This window comes from Bacillus sp. ISL-55, assembly GCF_018613155.1.
GTDB lineage: Bacteria > Bacillota > Bacilli > Bacillales > Cytobacillaceae > Mesobacillus.
This window is the reverse complement of sequence record NZ_JAGGQU010000031.1, coordinates 52,952-68,538: the sequence shown is the minus strand read 5'-3', so window position 1 is coordinate 68,538 and position 15,587 is coordinate 52,952. Positions and strand designations below refer to the sequence as shown.

At 42.5% G+C, this 15,587-nt stretch carries 17 protein-coding genes; 9 read left to right on the top strand and 8 right to left on the bottom strand.

The features are described from left to right. Positions 1–16: 16 nt before the first annotated feature. Positions 17–508 carry a YajQ family cyclic di-GMP-binding protein gene (locus J7E32_RS15110; RefSeq protein WP_023615327.1) on the bottom strand — a complete coding sequence of 164 codons (492 nt, stop codon included), beginning with the start codon at positions 506–508 and terminating at the stop codon, positions 17–19. Between the two features lie 171 nt (positions 509–679). Between J7E32_RS15110 and J7E32_RS15105 the strand changes: the two genes are divergently transcribed. Continuing rightward, entirely contained in the window at positions 680–1,543 is an 864-nt protein-coding gene (locus J7E32_RS15105; protein ID WP_214908762.1) for a CvfB family protein, read from the top strand. Positions 1,544–1,722: 179 nt separating this feature from the next. Here the strand turns inward: J7E32_RS15105 and J7E32_RS15100 are convergent, their stop codons facing one another. Next, positions 1,723–1,854 (bottom strand): DUF3941 domain-containing protein, encoded by a 132-nt coding sequence (locus J7E32_RS15100; protein WP_071976845.1) that lies wholly within the window; start codon positions 1,852–1,854, stop codon positions 1,723–1,725. Positions 1,855–1,918: 64 nt separating this feature from the next. Further along, positions 1,919–2,779, bottom strand: coding sequence for a DegV family protein (locus J7E32_RS15095; protein ID WP_214908760.1), 861 nt, complete (start codon positions 2,777–2,779; stop codon positions 1,919–1,921). 128 nt (positions 2,780–2,907) lie between these two features. On the opposite strand from J7E32_RS15095, the gene J7E32_RS15090 reads away from it, so the two are divergent. After that, on the top strand, positions 2,908–3,750 hold the full coding sequence (locus J7E32_RS15090; RefSeq protein ID WP_214908759.1) for a YitT family protein: 843 nt from the start codon (positions 2,908–2,910) through the stop codon (positions 3,748–3,750). 23 nt (positions 3,751–3,773) lie between these two features. After that, the gene (locus tag J7E32_RS15085) at positions 3,774–4,562 is read left to right on the top strand and encodes a BsuPI-related putative proteinase inhibitor (RefSeq protein ID WP_214908757.1); all 789 of its coding nucleotides are present in this window, start codon (positions 3,774–3,776) and stop codon (positions 4,560–4,562) included. Between the two features lie 38 nt (positions 4,563–4,600). Here the strand turns inward: J7E32_RS15085 and J7E32_RS15080 are convergent, their stop codons facing one another. The 3 genes from J7E32_RS15080 to J7E32_RS15070 form a co-directional block, all read right to left on the bottom strand. Beyond that, complete coding sequence (locus J7E32_RS15080) at positions 4,601–4,792, bottom strand: DUF3813 domain-containing protein (RefSeq protein WP_041967316.1); 192 nt, start codon at positions 4,790–4,792, stop codon at positions 4,601–4,603. Beyond that, the gene (locus J7E32_RS15075; protein WP_023615320.1) at positions 4,793–4,945 is read right to left on the bottom strand and encodes a hypothetical protein; all 153 of its coding nucleotides are present in this window, start codon (positions 4,943–4,945) and stop codon (positions 4,793–4,795) included. It abuts the gene before it with no gap. Between the two features lie 492 nt (positions 4,946–5,437). Beyond that, positions 5,438–6,256, bottom strand: a complete 819-nt coding sequence (locus J7E32_RS15070) for a Cof-type HAD-IIB family hydrolase (protein WP_214908755.1) — start codon at positions 6,254–6,256, stop codon at positions 5,438–5,440. A gap of 374 nt (positions 6,257–6,630) precedes the next feature. Here J7E32_RS15070 and J7E32_RS15065 point away from each other — a divergent pair, with 374 nt between their 5' ends. The 3 genes from J7E32_RS15065 to J7E32_RS15055 all read left to right on the top strand — a co-directional run bounded on the left by J7E32_RS15065 (position 6,631) and on the right by J7E32_RS15055 (position 9,099). Continuing rightward, positions 6,631–7,389: a prolyl oligopeptidase family serine peptidase gene (locus tag J7E32_RS15065; RefSeq protein WP_214908753.1), complete on the top strand. Its 759-nt coding sequence runs from the start codon at positions 6,631–6,633 to the stop codon at positions 7,387–7,389. A gap of 77 nt (positions 7,390–7,466) precedes the next feature. Beyond that, on the top strand, positions 7,467–7,778 hold the full coding sequence (locus J7E32_RS15060; protein WP_214908751.1) for a metal-sulfur cluster assembly factor: 312 nt from the start codon (positions 7,467–7,469) through the stop codon (positions 7,776–7,778). 193 nt (positions 7,779–7,971) lie between these two features. Next, complete coding sequence (locus J7E32_RS15055) at positions 7,972–9,099, top strand: TIGR04053 family radical SAM/SPASM domain-containing protein (protein WP_214908749.1); 1,128 nt, start codon at positions 7,972–7,974, stop codon at positions 9,097–9,099. A gap of 116 nt (positions 9,100–9,215) precedes the next feature. Here J7E32_RS15055 and J7E32_RS15050 read toward each other — a convergent pair whose 3' ends face one another. Continuing rightward, on the bottom strand, positions 9,216–9,914 hold the full coding sequence (locus J7E32_RS15050) for a Crp/Fnr family transcriptional regulator (RefSeq protein WP_214908996.1): 699 nt from the start codon (positions 9,912–9,914) through the stop codon (positions 9,216–9,218). Positions 9,915–10,276: 362 nt separating this feature from the next. Here J7E32_RS15050 and J7E32_RS15045 point away from each other — a divergent pair, with 362 nt between their 5' ends. The 3 genes from J7E32_RS15045 (at position 10,277) to cls (ending at position 14,773) form a co-directional block, all read left to right on the top strand. Further along, complete coding sequence (locus J7E32_RS15045) at positions 10,277–11,776, top strand: nitrate/nitrite transporter (RefSeq protein ID WP_214908741.1); 1,500 nt, start codon at positions 10,277–10,279, stop codon at positions 11,774–11,776. 243 nt (positions 11,777–12,019) lie between these two features. Beyond that, positions 12,020–13,036, top strand: coding sequence for a GTP 3',8-cyclase MoaA (gene moaA, locus J7E32_RS15040; RefSeq protein WP_286183285.1), 1,017 nt, complete (start codon positions 12,020–12,022; stop codon positions 13,034–13,036). 225 nt (positions 13,037–13,261) lie between these two features. After that, entirely contained in the window at positions 13,262–14,773 is a 1,512-nt protein-coding gene (gene cls / locus J7E32_RS15035) for a cardiolipin synthase (RefSeq protein ID WP_214908739.1), read from the top strand. Between the two features lie 65 nt (positions 14,774–14,838). Here the strand turns inward: cls and ric are convergent, their stop codons facing one another. Then, a complete protein-coding gene (gene ric, locus J7E32_RS15030; RefSeq protein WP_214908732.1) occupies positions 14,839–15,537 on the bottom strand; it encodes an iron-sulfur cluster repair di-iron protein in 699 nt (232 codons plus the stop codon). Between the last annotated feature and the right edge of the window lie 50 nt (positions 15,538–15,587).

Below are 15,587 nucleotides of genomic sequence, written 5' to 3'. Positions count from 1 at the left end.
TAGTTTTAGCTCTTTTTTAACGATAATTCACGAATTGCACATCTACTGTAAGATCTGCTTCTTTTACTGCAGCAATGATTTTTTGAAGATCATCACGGTTTTTGCCTGTGACACGAACTTGGTCATCCTGAACCTGGCTCTTGACCTTCAAGCCGCTGTTCTTTATAAGTGTATTAATCTTCTTGGCGTTTTCTTTATCGATTCCTTGTACGAGCTTGGCTTTTTGCCGAACCGTACCACCTGATGCACGTTCGACTTTCCCGTAGTCCAAATTCTTTATTGGAATGCCGCGTTTGATCATTTTGCTGAATAGAACATCCTTCAACTGGTCAAGCTTAAATTCATCATCGGAAATCAGGACAAGTTCTTCTTTATCAAGTGAAATATCACTTTTGCTGCCCTTAAAATCGTAACGGTTCTGGATTTCTTTCATTGCAATGCTGATTGCATTTGTGACTTCAGACATTTCAACTTTGGATACAATATCAAATGAGCTCTCTTTAGACATGGCTAACCTCCGGATTAAGAGAAATTTTGCTGCGCCAGAAGACAAAGAACTGTCAAAGGCGCTTTCGCTTTTGCTTTCATTATAGTAAAATATAGCAGTTCAAACAACTTTACGTAATTTAGAGCTTTAGCTCTTTGGGTAAGATGTTAATAACAAGGCAGGAGGGATTTTATGTCCTTGAGCGAATATACAGGTCAGACTTTGGAGCTGACCGTAGCAAGAATTGTTGATTTCGGCTACTTTTTAACGGACGGAGAAGAGGATGTGCTGCTCCATTCCAATGATACGGACATGACATTTGAAGAAGGAGATAAGGTAGAGGTTTTTCTATTTGTTGAATCAAGAGGAAGGCTTGCAGCGACAACAACTATACCGAAAGTCCAGGTAGGCCACTATGAGTGGGTACCTGTCGTTGATGTTAAGGAAGGTATCGGCATATTCCTTGATATCGGTATCAGTAAGGATGTTTTGTTAGGTGAGGAAGACTTGCCGGTCGTAAAATCAGTTTGGCCACAAGAAGGGGACTTGCTTTATATCACGCTACGAGTAAATCGGAACAATATGATTTATGCACGAATGGCAACTGACCCTGTCATTCAGGAAATCTCCGTCAAGGCTACGAGAAGTGATTTTAACAAGAATGTCCATGGCTATATTTACCGGACGGCAAGGGTAGGAAGCTGGATGATTACTGCTGAAGGCTTTAAAGGCTTCATCCACGAATCGCAGCGCCGGACTGAGCCTCGTATTGGCCAGAAAGTAGAGGGAAGGATCATCGACGTAAAACCGGATGGTTCGGTCAATATCTCGCTTTTGCCGCGCAAGCAGGAAGCACTGGATGAAGATGCCGAAAAGATTATGGAATACCTAGAGCTCCGTAATGGCGCAATGCCTTACCATGACAAGAGCATGGCGGAGGACATTCAGGAACGTTTCGGCATGAGCAAAGGCTCCTTCAAGCGGGCAATGGGAAGGCTCATGAAGGAAGGAAAGATCTATCAGGAAAATAACTGGACATATAAAAAAGAAAAATAGAGCCGGTTGGCTCTATTTTTTTACTGTATAAGAAAGTATAAATTTTTCACTTAGATTAGTGTCTAGCGCGAGCACCTAGCCCCTCGAGACGTTTCGGCCCTGCCAATGAAGTCAAAGAGCGACTTCACTGTCAGGCCCTCCAGCGCTTGTCGGGGCTGAACAAGGCGCTTGCGCTTTTCTTATAGATGATCTGTTTTCTTCGAATATTGATTCTTGCCTGCTTTGCGGTTCTTTTCGCGCATCATATTTTTTTCATGGCGAAGGGCATTGTTGTCCTTTGCTTTTTTATCGTTATCAGATGTATGTGGCATATAAAAAACTCCTTTCAGGTTAGGTACATTTTATTTTCCCTAAAACCTGAAAGGAGTATGTAAATTAAGATGGCAGTTTATTTAAGAAGAAAATTGCAATTGTACCAGGTCCGGTATGGGAGCCTACAGCTGCACCAATCGAAGTGATGAAAACATCTTTTGCATGAAGCTCTTCAAGGATCATATTCTTCATTTCAGTGGCCGTCTCAAAATCATCTGCATGGCTGATGCCGACAACCTGATTTTCAAAAGCCTCGCCTCGTTCCTTCATAACTTCAATAATTCTGCGAAGAAGCTTTTTCTTTCCGCGGATTTTTTCAATTGGAACTAATTTCCCATCCTCGACATTAAGCAGCGGCTTGATATTCAACAGGCCGCCTACGAATGCAGAAGCTTTTGAAACGCGTCCACCCTTAGCAAGGTGATCAAGGTCATCTACAGTGAATAGATGCTCCATATGCTGGCTGTGGAATTGGACAGCTTCAACGATTTCTTCTTTTGAAAAATTCACCTTCGCCATCCGTGCTGCTTCGATAACAACTAGTCCATATCCAAGGGAAGCACATTTCGTATCGATGATCGACAAGTTGAAGTCAGGGTATTCTTCCTTGACTTGCTCGGCAATCATGACAGCTGTCTGATATGTTCCTGATAACTGTGAAGAGAAAGCTATGTATATTCCATCCTGCTTATTCTCGGCCAATTCCGTGAAAACTTCTTTAAAACCAGCAGGAGAGACCTGTGAGGTTTTTGGAAGGTTGCCAGCGCGGATTTGATCGTACACTTCTTTGGGCTGGATTGTTCGTAGGTCCTCATAGTCATTGCCATTAATTTGGACCTTCAATGGGAACAATATCGCATCATTTTCTTCATAAAAACTCAATGGCAAATCACATGCACTATCAGCCATGATTTTTACTGACATTACATTCACCTGCTTTCAACCTATATATGTAATAGTTTATAGGGAATATGGGAAAAAGACAATTAATTATAGTGATTTTCGGCAAAATAGGGGTACAGGAAGAATAGAAAAGAATAAGGGGGATTTACATGGTCTGGTTGGAAACAAAAAAAATCATCATCGTGGTGATCGGTGCATTCTTGAATGCTTTGTCGCTGAACTTCTTTTTAATACCTGCAAATGTATATGCCAGCGGCTTTACCGGAATCGCACAGCTCGTTTCGAGCATACTTGGTGAATTTGCGCCATTTAATATTTCTACAGGGATTCTTCTGCTGCTATTGAATATTCCGGTGACAATCCTTGGCTGGATGAAAGTTGGGAAATCATTCACACTCTATAGTTTTATCTCCGTTCTGCTTTCATCATTCTTTCTTGAAATCATACCGGTAAAAGAAGTATCGAGTGATATTCTGCTGAATGCCGTTTTTGGGGGAGTCATTGCCGCATTAGGCGTTGGGCTGACCTTGAAATGGGGGGCTTCCACAGGAGGAATGGATATTATTGCAATGATCCTGTCACGAATGAATGATCGTCCGGTTGGTACATATTTCTTTACCTTGAATGGCATCATTATAATGACAGCGGGCTTTGTATTCGGCTGGGAAAACGCTCTTTATACTCTTGTCGCTCTGTATGTGTCCACACGGCTAATTGATGCCATCCATACTCGCCATGAGAAACTGACGGCGATGATTGTTACGAAGAAGTCGGATGAATTAAAGATGGCCATCCATGACAAACTTGTGCGCGGCATCACTCTGCTGCCTGCCAAGGGAGCTTTTTCAGGAGAGCAGAAAGAAATGCTTATCATTGTCGTGACAAGGTATGAATTATATGACCTGGAACACATTATCAAAGAAGTGGATCCTAATGCGTTCACCAATATTGTAGAGACAGCTGGGATTTTCGGTTTTTTCCGAAAGGAGTAATCACTGAAGTGGAGGTTTGGTAAATGAGGAAGATCAGTTTGTTGATCATTTTGCTGCTGATGGCCGTGGCACCTGTCCTGGCGATTGGAGAAGAAAAACAGTCACAAGCAAGTCTGGAATACAGTTTTTACATTGACCCCGTGGCTGGTCCTGAGAAAGCTGAGTTTGAAATCGTCCTGCAAAACCAGGGAAGTACAGAGTTATCGTTTGAATTCCCAACCTCTCAAAAATACGAAATTACTGTTGAGGACGGAAATAATCAGAAGGTATATCAATATTCAGAAGGAAAGTCTTTTGCCCAGGCTTTTGAAACATTGACCTTGAAACCGCAGGAAAAAATGAAATGGGTAGAAGAATGGGACTACTTCAGTGCTGGTAAAAGAGTCCAAGAAGGGGAATATACCGTCACTGCACAATTAACAGCAACCAGTGTCAACGGCAAGCCGGTTGGGGACAAAAAGCTGCTTACAGATACAAAGACAATGTATATTCCTGGGGAGAATCCCGTTTTTAAAAGTGTTGTTTCAGAGGGCGGCAAGGGGATTTATAAAATAAAGGGTGAAGCCAGGCCAATCAATGGGAAGTTTTATTATACAGTTGAAGATGGTCATAACCAGCTGGTTGCCGAAACAGAAGTAGTCCCTGATGCAAAGTATCCGCAATGGAAGCCTTTCACACTGGACGTATCCATACCTGAAAGCAAGCTTCCGCAAAATGGATCTCTCATTCTTAATTTGTATGAACTCAGCAAGGATGGTGAAATCATCCATACGTATCCAGTTCTGCTCGAAAGATTTAATCCAAATAACTAACAAAGCAAAAGCTGGCGGAATCTCGCCAGCTTTTACTTTTACTTGCTTTCAATTGAATTCAGCTCGTCCTGAAATGACCGAAGCTGCTCTTTTTCAGCCATTGTCGTATTGGCATAGGCTGATGACAGAGCATTTTTAGCTGTGTTGATGGCTGCAGACTGTTCCGCAGGCTCTGCAGACTGAGCTAACTGGACAGCCTTCCTAGCTTCCTGAAAAAGCCTGTTTCCCATTTAAATTCCCCCTAAAGAGGACTCTCTGACATTTGCCATCTTTTGTGCTTCAGCCTCGGCATAAGTGGTGTGGTAAGGGATTCGGTTATCATGCTTGGAGACAGTATCTACCCCTTGCTGTACAAAACGCTTGGATTTATTGCTTTTACCCATCGTTTTACCCCTCCATCTACGAGCGAATTTGAAACAGGCTATAACGCCGCTTCGCTTATAGTATGCTCTTTTGACATAAAAACAATCAGTTTTGATGCAAGTTCAATTTTGGAATGTGCATGCAATGATTAGCAATATGGGGAGGGTGTCGGTAGAGTCTGCTATCGGATATAAAGACGGAAGATATCGAAAAAATGTCCGATAGAACCCTTCTAACGGACAAACGCAGGGGGAATCAACGAAAAAATGTCCGATACAGCCCTTCTAACGGACAAACGCAGCGGGAATCAACGGAAAAATGTCCGATAGAGCCCTTCTAACGGGCAAACGCAGGGGGAATCAACGGAAAAATGTCCGATAGAGCCCTTCTAACGGGCAAACGCAGGGGGAATCAACGGAAAAATGTCCGATAGAGCCCTTCTAACGTACAAACACAGGGGGAATCAATGAAAAACTGTCCGATAGAGCTTCCCTATCGGACAGTTGTGTATTTTATAGAGCTTTCAAATTAAGCAAGTCGTTCAAATAAACGCCAATGCCATCTTCTTCGTTTGTCAATGTCATGTCGTTGGCGATGTTTTTCACTTCGTCGACGGCATTGCCCATCGCGATTCCGCGCCCAGCGTATTCGAGCATTTCCAAATCATTATCCTCATCGCCGAAAGCAATGATGCGATCAGCAGGAATTTGGAAGTATTCTGATGCTTTCTTTAAGCCAACTGCTTTATTCAAGCCGTTTTTAACGATTTCGACGACATGGAAAGGAGCAGCCCAGCTTCTATGGTCGATCACTTCGGCATGGACTTCTGACAGATGGTTACGGATTTTACGGACATGCTCTTCATCAGAGTGAATCAACATACTAGTGGGAGATGTCTTCAAATATCTTCTTAAATCGCCAGTCGTGATATTCGGATTTCCCATATTAAAAATGTCCATCAATTTTTCATCATGATAATGTACATATACATCGTCGATTACTTCGGCAATGATATTGTAGAACTTGAAATCATCGAGTGCTTCGACGATATCCTTTGCCACATCGATTGAAAGCGGAGAATGGTGTACTCCCCAGCTGCTATCAAGCGGATGATGGATAAATGCACCGTTGAAGTTGACGATTGGCGTATCAAGTGCAAGCTCATGGTAGTACATCTCGCTGGAACGGAATGGTCTGCCTGTAGCAATCATGACAACATGGCCTGCTTCCCGTGCTTTTTTAATCACGTGCTTGTTCTTTTCAGAAATCGTTTTATCATCTGTAAGTAAAGTTCCATCAAGATCTAATGCAATTAAATGTTTTTCAGCCATAAATACTCCTTTTTTAACACTATTTTTTTCTTAATAAGATAAGTATGTTTTCTTTTTGTACTAAGATCACTGTCTAGCTCCAGCGCCTAGCCCCTCGAGTCGCTTCGGTCCGCCCAATGAAGTCAAAGAACGACTTCACCGGTCAGCCCTCCACCGCTTGTCGGGGCTGACCAAGGCGCTTACGCTTTCAAATATGATATGCGTATGATTGGCTCTTTTTTCGTAAGAGTTCTACAATACATATATTGGATTATGGTTAATTGGTCTTATAACCACTATGGTAACCATTTTACATATAAAATGTAAAAAAATCATTTTAGATAGTTTAAAGAGCGGTAAATTTATTCTCCCGTTCGCTTTTGGAGGGTTAATCATTGATATTAGTCGAGAAGAAACGCATAGAACATATTCCCGTTCTCCATATTGTAAAACAAAAGCAATTTTCAGATAGAATGCCTTTGATTGTTTTTCTGCATGGGTTTACGAGTACAAAAGAACGTAATATGCATTACGCTTACCTTTTTGCCGAAAAAGGCTTTAGGGTCATCATGCCAGAGGCGAAATATCACGGAACTCGCGGTGAAGGATTGTCTGAAGCTGAGCTTAGCTTCCGCTTTTGGGAAATCGTCATCACATCTATTGAGGAGCTTTCGACGATCAGGCAGGAGTTGGTTGGGGAAGGTCTGGTGGATCCAGCGAGAATCGGTGTTGCCGGTACATCGATGGGCGGAATTACGACACTTGGTGCACTGGCCAAGTATGAGTGGATAAAATCAGGTGTCAGCCTGATGGGGAATCCTTCATATGAGGAGTTCGCACTATGGCAGCTGAACGAAATGGAAAAAAGAAATGTTCAGATAGGGTTATCCCAGGAACAAATATCAGGCTTGCTAAATCAGTTAAAACATTATGATTTAAGCCTGCAGCCTGAAAAATTGAACAAACGTCCGCTTTTATTCTGGCATGGAAAATTAGATCCGGTTGTACCATATCATTCTGCATATAATTTTTACGAGCAAAACAGGAAAAACTATGAGGGAATGCTTGAATTCATCACCGATGAAAATGCCGGACACAATGTTTCAAATGCTGGTGTTGAGGCAACGGCGAAATGGTTTGAAAAGCATATCTAATGGCTTTCTGCTTTTAATGGGTACAAATCATTGTTATGATAGTAATAGGTTACAGCAATAAAAAGGAGTGTTCACCGATGGATGAAGAATTAAAAGATAGCATGATGGGTGCGCTTGAGATGGTCGTTGACCCTGAACTTGGCGTCGATATCGTTAATTTAGGGCTTGTATATGATGTGGATTTGAACGAAGAAGGACTTGCGACAGTGACAATGACATTGACGTCCATGGGCTGCCCGCTTGCAGGTACGATCGTTGAGCAGGTTAAATTGGCTCTTGCCGACCTTCCAGAAGTAAAAGATACAGAAGTTAATATCGTCTTCAACCCGCCTTGGTCTAAGGACATGATGTCCCGCTACGCGAAAATTGCTTTAGGCGTAAGGGATTAAGTCGTTGGGAATTAAGATATAATCCAGAAGCAGCAGGTAACCATCCTGCTGCTTTTTTCTATTGTTGAGAGTCAAGTCACAAAATTGTCATACAAAATGGCAATTCAGTCTCTATTTATGTGAGTTAGTTCACTTAATCATGGTGAAAACACTTATATACTTCTTTTATAGAGAAGTACTTAAGGAGGCGCCAATGATGTTTGAAAGAGATTTTAACAAAGACCCATTCATTGTGATTTGGGAACTTACCAGAGCCTGCCAATTAAAATGCCTGCACTGCCGTGCGGAAGCACAATATAGAAGAGATCCGCGTGAATTGTCCTTTGAAGAAGGGAAAGCGCTGATTGACCAAATATATGAAATGAATAATCCGATGCTTGTGTTCACGGGTGGGGACCCGTTGATGAGGGAGGACGTTTTTGATATCGCAGAGTATGCGGTGAAAAAAGGCGTGCGTGTTTCGATGACTCCAAGCGCGACACCGAATGTGACGAAGGAAGCGATAGAAAAGGCGAAGTCAGTTGGGCTGTCCCGCTGGGCGTTCAGCATTGACGGACCAACTGCAGAAGTCCACGACCACTTCAGGGGTACGGCAGGTTCTTTTGATTTAACGATGGAAAGAATCAAGTATTTGCATGAGTTGGAAATTCCGATCCAGATCAATACTGTAATTTCACGATATAATATTGAGTATTTAGATGAAATGGCAAAGATGGTTGAAGACCTGGATTGTGTTCTTTGGAGTGTGTTCTTCCTTGTTCCGACAGGACGCGGCCAAGAAAAAGACATGATTTCTCCGGTAGAGCATGAAAAAGTTTTCACGTGGCTGTATGATTTGAGCAAAAGGGTTAAGTTCGATATAAAAACGACTGCGGCCCAGCATTATCGCCGGGTTGTCATCCAGCAAAAAATGCGTGAAGCAAAGGATCATACAGAAGAAATCGATTATCTGACCGCACTGACGAAGGAAGGATTAACCGGCTCAATCGACGGTCTGGGACGCGCACCAAAAGGTGTAAACGATGGCAATGGTTTTGTCTTCATTTCGCACGTTGGAGATGTTTACCCAAGCGGGCTGCTGCCTGTAAAAGCAGGGAACGTAAGGGAACAGCCGCTTGGTGAAATTTACAGAGATTCTCCTATCTTCAAGTCATTGAGGAACCCAGACGAGTACAAGGGAAAATGCGGAGTGTGCGAGTTCAGGCATGTATGCGGAGGTTCACGCTCAAGAGCGTATGCGATGACAGGTGATTACTTGGAGAGCGAGCCATTCTGCGTGTACATTCCTAAAGCACTGAGAAAGCAAAAACAGGAGAGCTAAGAAGGCTCTCCCATCTCGGCAGAATTACTTTCAACAAGAAAAGCGAGCGAATCCAAAATGGGATTCACTCGCTTTTTTATTTGTCGGGTCTGAACAAGGCGTTTGCGCTCTTCTTGTTAATCTATTGAACAAAATACTGCTGGGCAATTTTCGCAGCCGATTTCCTGGCGCAAAAAATTTACATCATGTACAAGGATTTTTCCTTTTTTAACCGAGATTATTCCTTCTCGCTTTAGGTCATTCAAGATGCGGTTTGTGCTCTCGCGTGAAGTTCCGCAGAAATTAGCCAGCTCCTGGTTTGTCAGCGGCAAGTCGATCAAAATGCCGGTGTCTTTATGGACACCGTAGCTGTTCGTCATTCGAATCAAGGTGGAGAATAATGCTCCTTTTTTACCGTTGAGCACTAGGTCGCGGAATTTAGTCTGTGTTTTGCGGAAATGATCGCTCATCCACTTCATGAATTCAAACGCAAGTTTCGGATTGTGGAAAATTTCCTTTTCAATTACATCTTTTCTGATTGCAGCAATTTTCGCATCTTCCAGGATAAGCGCACTTAAGAGGTACTTAGGTGCATCAGTAAAAAGTGTCAATTCTCCGCAGATATCGTTCTCTCCGCAGATTCTTAAGGCAAGCTCGCGGCCATCCTGGGTGACTTTGCTGATTTGGACCTTGCCTCCCAGGATCAAATAAAGCTCCTCAGCCTCCATGCCTTCCTGGAAGAGGTATGAACCTTTAGGTACCTGGATCGTCCGGTCGGCAAACTGGAGTAATTCTTTAATTTCAATTGAATGAGTTACTTTAGTTGTGTTTGGCATGGTCATCACCCTTTTTTTTGATTTTGCTCTTCTATATAAAATCCGTGGATAATCTCTATTGGCACAATAATAACACCGAGATAGTGTTAACTAAATATTGATTAAGGAATTGTCAAAATCTCGTCACATTCTAAGCCGGTTTTGTTCACATTTTAGAAACAAAGTCGGTCTCTCTGTTTATTATATCGATAAAAGAAGACTGGTGTTTTGGATGTTTAGCAGTATCTGTGACAGTTTATTGAACAAAGTAGCAGGTGTGAAGTTCATCATATCTAACAGTTTTGATTTTTCTTACTATTTATCCAGGGAACTGTACGGTATTTAAAGCAAAAAAAATATTTGCAAGCAAGAAAGGGGAAATCATGAGAACACAAAAAGTGCAACTGCCTCTCCAGACACTTAGTCTTGTTGCCGGGTTTATGGTATGGGTTATTTTATCGGCATTAATGCCCTTCATCAAAGAGGATATACAGCTGACTTCAAACCAGATTGCGATGGCCACTGCCATACCGGTCGTCCTCGGCTCTATCCTGAGAATCCCGATTGGATACTGGACAAACAAATATGGCGCACGAAAATTGTTCTTTATCAGCTTTGCATTCCTTCTGTTACCGGTATACTTCATCAGTATCGCTGATTCCTATTCTGATTTGTTAATAGGGGGCTTGTTTGTTGGGATCGGGGGAGCGATATTCTCTGTAGGTGTAACATCGCTGCCGAAGTACTATTCGAAAGAACGCCACGGTTTCGTCAACGGTATATATGGAGTAGGAAACCTTGGGACAGCACTTACAACCTTTTCGGCGCCTGCCATTGCAGCACAGTTCGGCTGGCAGCCAACAGTCAAACTTTTTATGATCCTGCTTATAGCATTCGCTTTTCTTAACTATTTCTTTGGTGACAAAAATGAGCCCAAGGTCGTTACTCCTTTAGGAGAGCAAATCAAGAGCGTATATAAAAACCAAAAGCTTTGGGCTTTAAGTCTTTTCTACTTTTTAACTTTTGGTTCATTTGTAGCTTTCACAATCTATTTGCCGAATTTCCTTGTATCGCATTTTGAACTTGATAAAGTAGATGCTGGACTGAGGACTGCAGGCTTTATTGCATTGGCAACATTTTTCAGGCCAATTGGCGGCTGGCTGGGTGATAAATTCAACTCGTTTGTCATTCTAATGGTGGTGTTTGCCGGAATGACTATTTCGGGTATTCTGCTTTCGTTCACACCTTCATTGACGCTGTATACAATTGGCTGTCTCGCGGTCGCAATCAGTGCCGGTATTGGAAATGGGACTGTCTTCAAGCTTGTGCCGCTTTATTTTTCGAAGCAAGCGGGGATCGTAAACGGGATTGTTTCAGCGATGGGCGGATTAGGAGGCTTTTTTCCTCCGCTAATGCTTGCATTCCTTTTTAATCTTACCGGACATTACGCAATTGGTTTCATGGCATTATCCCAGGTGGCACTGGCAAGCTTGATCATCGTTATCTGGATGTACTATCAGGAAAAATTAATTCTTGCTAAAAATATCATTGACCACACAGCAGAGGGAATAATGGTCACAGATATAAAAGGAAGTATTGAAAAAGTGAATCCAGCCTTCACGACTGTAACTGGCTACAGTGCAGAAGAGGTCATTGGAAAGAATCCCCGCATCCTGCGATCTGGTCAGCATGGAGAAGAGTTTTACAAGGAAATGTGGAAATCTGTAGAAGAGCGTGGGTTTTGGCAGGGGCAAATTTGGAACATGAAGAAGAACGGCACCATTTACCCGGAATGGCTCACGATCAGCATTGTAAAAAATGAAGCAGGTGAAATCAAGAACTTTGTCGGCATGTTCAGCGAAATCCCTGTTAAAAGCAAATAAACTTTTAAAAGCTGCATCGAATCCTTGATGCAGCTTTCTATTTTAGATAATATGACAACATGATGACAATTCTTCATAAAAACACTATCCTGGCAGTTTTTATGTTGTAATATAGACATAAGGATGAAATCTACTATTCTGATAGAGGGCTATTGATGTTACTGTGAGAATATTAACAGTTAACAATCTTTGTTGCTGTTACAATGTCAATAATCATAACTTCTATAATTGGAGTTGACAATAATGGTGAAAAACATAATTAAAGATCAATTAAATAGACCGCTCCGTGACTTGCGTATTTCTGTTATAGATCGATGCAATTTCCGTTGTCAGTATTGTATGCCTGCTGAAATTTTTGGGCCGGATTTTGCGTTCTTGCCTAAAAGTGAACTGTTGTCATATGAAGAAATCGATCGTGTGGCCAAATTATTCATTGAACTAGGTGTGGAAAAAATCAGGCTTACAGGCGGCGAGCCGTTAATGCGCAAGGATTTGCCAATTCTCGTTAAAATGCTGAATGAGATTGAAGGGTTGAAGGATATCGCTTTGACCACTAACGGTGTAATGCTGCCAAAATATGCTGATGAGCTGTATGCTGCAGGCCTGAAACGTGTCAATATCAGCCTTGACAGTCTAAAAGATGAACTGTTCGGTCAAATCAATGGCCGGAATGTTGGTGTTGGACCGGTATTAAAAGGAATTGAAGCAGCTAAGAAAGCTGGCTTGGGTGTAAAAATCAATACGGTAATCAAGAAGGGGCTCAATGATTCTGAAATTCTTCCAATGGCTGAATTCTGCAAAAAGGAAGGCCTGGAGCTTCGTTATATTGAATATATGGATGTGGGCAGCACGAACGGCTGGAAAATGGATGATGTCATCACAAAGAAGCAGATCCATGACTTAATCAGCGAGCACTATGAACTAGAACCAGTTGATCCGGAATACTTCGGGGAAGTCGCTAAAAAATACCGGTATAAAGGTACTGATATCAATGTCGGCTTCATTTCTTCGGTATCAGAGTCATTCTGCTCAAGTTGCACAAGGTCACGATTGTCTGCAAATGGCCAGATTTTCACATGCCTGTTCAACGGCAATGGCCACGATATCCGTGACTTCATGCGCGCCGGTGCTTCAGATGATGAACTTCGCTCACGCATTACGGACGTGTGGAACCATAGAATTGACCGCTATTCCGATGAACGTACGGCTGAAACAGTTGCGAACAGAAAGAAAATCGAAATGTCCTATATTGGCGGTTAAGACTCCTTCGGGGGTCTTTTTTTAGTGCTTTCTTATTGCTGCTCAATATGTAACGCATGCACAGTGGCCACCACTTCGTCAAAAACTCTCGATTACACAATATACTTAGAAACACATCACGCTTCTGTGTATCTGGCTTCTGGAAAATTCGGGTATACTATGTTTCCGGACAATTGATTTATGGGTATACATGAATCTACTATAAATTTATTGGAGTATACTGGGATGCTAAAGAGAAGACTTGAGTTTTTATTTGTATTTATTTTAATGGCGTGTTTTTACATTGTATTATTCACTGATTATAGCCAGACGGTCAAAGTAACAGCCATATTGATTTATGCGGTGATTATTTTTATCAGCATGTATTCATTGATGCTTGAAAACCGCTCGGCCCAGCACACGCTGATGTGGATGTATGTCATGCTGCTCTTTCCTGTGGGCGGTTATTTCTTCTACCTATTCTCAGGGCAGTTGTATTTGAAGGGTTATTTGTATAAAAGCAAGCGTACGAGAGATCGTGATCAGTGGGAAAAACTGATGCGGAAGGAAGATTCGCGGGACCTCTCTTTTTTGATCGAGAATCAGCAGTGTTTTGCGCAATATGCAAAGAATGCAACCTTGACTCCGATTACTACTAATTCCCGGGCGAAAATCCTGAAAAATGGTGACGAGACTTTTGACGAAATAAAAAAGAAACTGCTTGAAGCTAAAAAGTTCATTCATATGGAGTATTATATCTTCAGGTCCGACCGGCTTGGCAAGGAGATCATCGAGATTCTGATTGAAAAAGCGCAACAGGGTGTCGAGGTACTGTTTATTTTTGATGCTGCAGGCAGCATGAAAATCGCGGCAACAGATTTGAAGGCCATGCAGGATGCAGGCATAAAAGCGGCTCCGTTTTCCCCGCTGAAGTATGGATTCTTCAACCAGAAATTCAATTTCCGAAATCACAGGAAAATTGTCGTCATTGATGGAGAAATCGGCTTTGTTGGCGGATTGAATGTCGGAGTCGAATACCTCGGTGAAGATGAAAAGATCGGTTTCTGGCGTGATACTCACATGCTGATGACAGGAGAGTCTGTATATACTCTACACAATGTTTTCCTGCTTGATTGGGAATATATCAGCGGCGAGAGAGTTCTGGAGAGCCATCGCGCCGAGAAAAAACCTCATGAAGATAATGAACTGGATGGTGCGATCCAGGTGGTGCCAAGCGGGCCAGATACACAGCAGGGAATCATGAGTGATTTTTACTACACAATGATGTCCTGTGCAACGAAGTCGATCTGGATAGCCACGCCTTATTTCGTTCCTGATGAAGCGATCCGGACGGCACTGAGAGTAGCTGCAGCCAAAGGGATAGAAGTAAGGATCATGGTGCCTGAAATCAATGACAGTTATCTGACCCAATATGCCAGTCGCTCGTATTTTTCGGAACTGCTGCGGAACGGTGCTGAAATCTACTCCTACAAAAAGGGTTTTTTACACCAGAAGGTCATCATCGTTGATGGGAATATCGCCTCGATCGGCACGGCCAATATGGACATGCGGAGCTTCCATTTGAATTTTGAAGTCAATGTCTTCCTGTTTGGTACAAGTTCGATCAGGGACCTTGTGGCTCATTATGAAGAAGATCTTGAGGATTCCGAAAAAATCAGCCCGGTCCAGTACCATAAGCGAGGGCTTTGGGAACGAACGAAGGAATCATTCGCGCGGCTGTTCTCAGGGGCTTTATAGCACTTTAAAAATGATTATAAAAGGAACTAAAAAAGACCTCGTTAAGGATGAGGTCTTTTAAATAGTTATGCAATATACCTTGGGAACAGTATGTTGTTTTCCAGGTGAACATGCATGAACGTATGTGATTCTAATGCTTCCAGTCGTTTGTATACTAAGCGATAAGTTCCGCAAGCATCCATTGGCGGATTGAAGTCGGCAGTGATTTCACGTAATTGCTTCAGGATGGAGCCTGCATGGTCGTGTTCCTTCTCAAGTTCTGTGATTTCTGCGAGCATTTCGGTCCGCTGTTCTTCATTGGCAGTATCGAGCTGCAGTAAGAGCGGGAAGACAGTCGCTTCTTCTTTTGCTGTATGTTCCAGGAGCTCTTTCTTCAACTCGTAGAAAAGCTCATAGACTTTCAACAGCTCTTCGTGGCGATCGCCATGGACTTTTGCAACCTTTGTTACATACGGGCTGAGCAATTTCAATTCTTCTTCAAGCTCGCGGTGGTATTTGTTCTTGATATGGTCGATCAACTCCCCAGAGTTAGTTTCTGTCCAGACCTCCATGCTTTCTGCAGCGCCGTTATGCTTGCGATATAGCTCTTCGAGTTCAGCCATGATTGCAGGTATATCCAGGTTCTGTTCGCCAGCTGCTTCTGCTAGAGGACGGTTTCCGCCGCAGCAGAAATCCAGTCTATTCTGCTTGAATAAGTCACTTGATTGCGGGAATATATTGACAATATCTTTAACTAAAGAGTTTTGATCAAAAGGCATTTTCATATAAGAAACCTCCAGTAAATTATTTAATACTGTTTACATACTCATCATAA

Excerpts from the sequence above, each read along its gene's own strand:
- J7E32_RS15090 (WP_214908759.1), top strand. The coding sequence starts at position 2,908 with ATGGTCTGGTTGGAAACAAAAAAAATCATCATCGTGGTGATCGGTGCA.
- J7E32_RS15110 (WP_023615327.1), bottom strand. The coding sequence starts at position 508 with ATGTCTAAAGAGAGCTCATTTGATATTGTATCCAAAGTTGAAATGTCT.
- ric (WP_214908732.1), bottom strand. The coding sequence starts at position 15,537 with ATGAAAATGCCTTTTGATCAAAACTCTTTAGTTAAAGATATTGTCAAT.
- J7E32_RS15095 (WP_214908760.1), bottom strand. The coding sequence starts at position 2,779 with ATGTCAGTAAAAATCATGGCTGATAGTGCATGTGATTTGCCATTGAGT.
- J7E32_RS15085 (WP_214908757.1), top strand. The coding sequence starts at position 3,774 with ATGAGGAAGATCAGTTTGTTGATCATTTTGCTGCTGATGGCCGTGGCA.
- J7E32_RS15075 (WP_023615320.1), bottom strand. The coding sequence starts at position 4,945 with ATGGGTAAAAGCAATAAATCCAAGCGTTTTGTACAGCAAGGGGTAGAT.
- J7E32_RS15070 (WP_214908755.1), bottom strand. The coding sequence starts at position 6,256 with ATGGCTGAAAAACATTTAATTGCATTAGATCTTGATGGAACTTTACTT.
- J7E32_RS15045 (WP_214908741.1), top strand. The coding sequence starts at position 10,277 with ATGAGAACACAAAAAGTGCAACTGCCTCTCCAGACACTTAGTCTTGTT.
- cls (WP_214908739.1), top strand. The coding sequence starts at position 13,262 with ATGCTAAAGAGAAGACTTGAGTTTTTATTTGTATTTATTTTAATGGCG.
- J7E32_RS15050 (WP_214908996.1), bottom strand. The coding sequence starts at position 9,914 with ATGCCAAACACAACTAAAGTAACTCATTCAATTGAAATTAAAGAATTA.
- J7E32_RS15105 (WP_214908762.1), top strand. The coding sequence starts at position 680 with ATGTCCTTGAGCGAATATACAGGTCAGACTTTGGAGCTGACCGTAGCA.
- moaA (WP_286183285.1), top strand. The coding sequence starts at position 12,020 with ATGGTGAAAAACATAATTAAAGATCAATTAAATAGACCGCTCCGTGAC.
- J7E32_RS15060 (WP_214908751.1), top strand. The coding sequence starts at position 7,467 with ATGGATGAAGAATTAAAAGATAGCATGATGGGTGCGCTTGAGATGGTC.
- J7E32_RS15100 (WP_071976845.1), bottom strand. The coding sequence starts at position 1,854 with ATGCCACATACATCTGATAACGATAAAAAAGCAAAGGACAACAATGCC.
- J7E32_RS15055 (WP_214908749.1), top strand. The coding sequence starts at position 7,972 with ATGATGTTTGAAAGAGATTTTAACAAAGACCCATTCATTGTGATTTGG.
- J7E32_RS15080 (WP_041967316.1), bottom strand. The coding sequence starts at position 4,792 with ATGGGAAACAGGCTTTTTCAGGAAGCTAGGAAGGCTGTCCAGTTAGCT.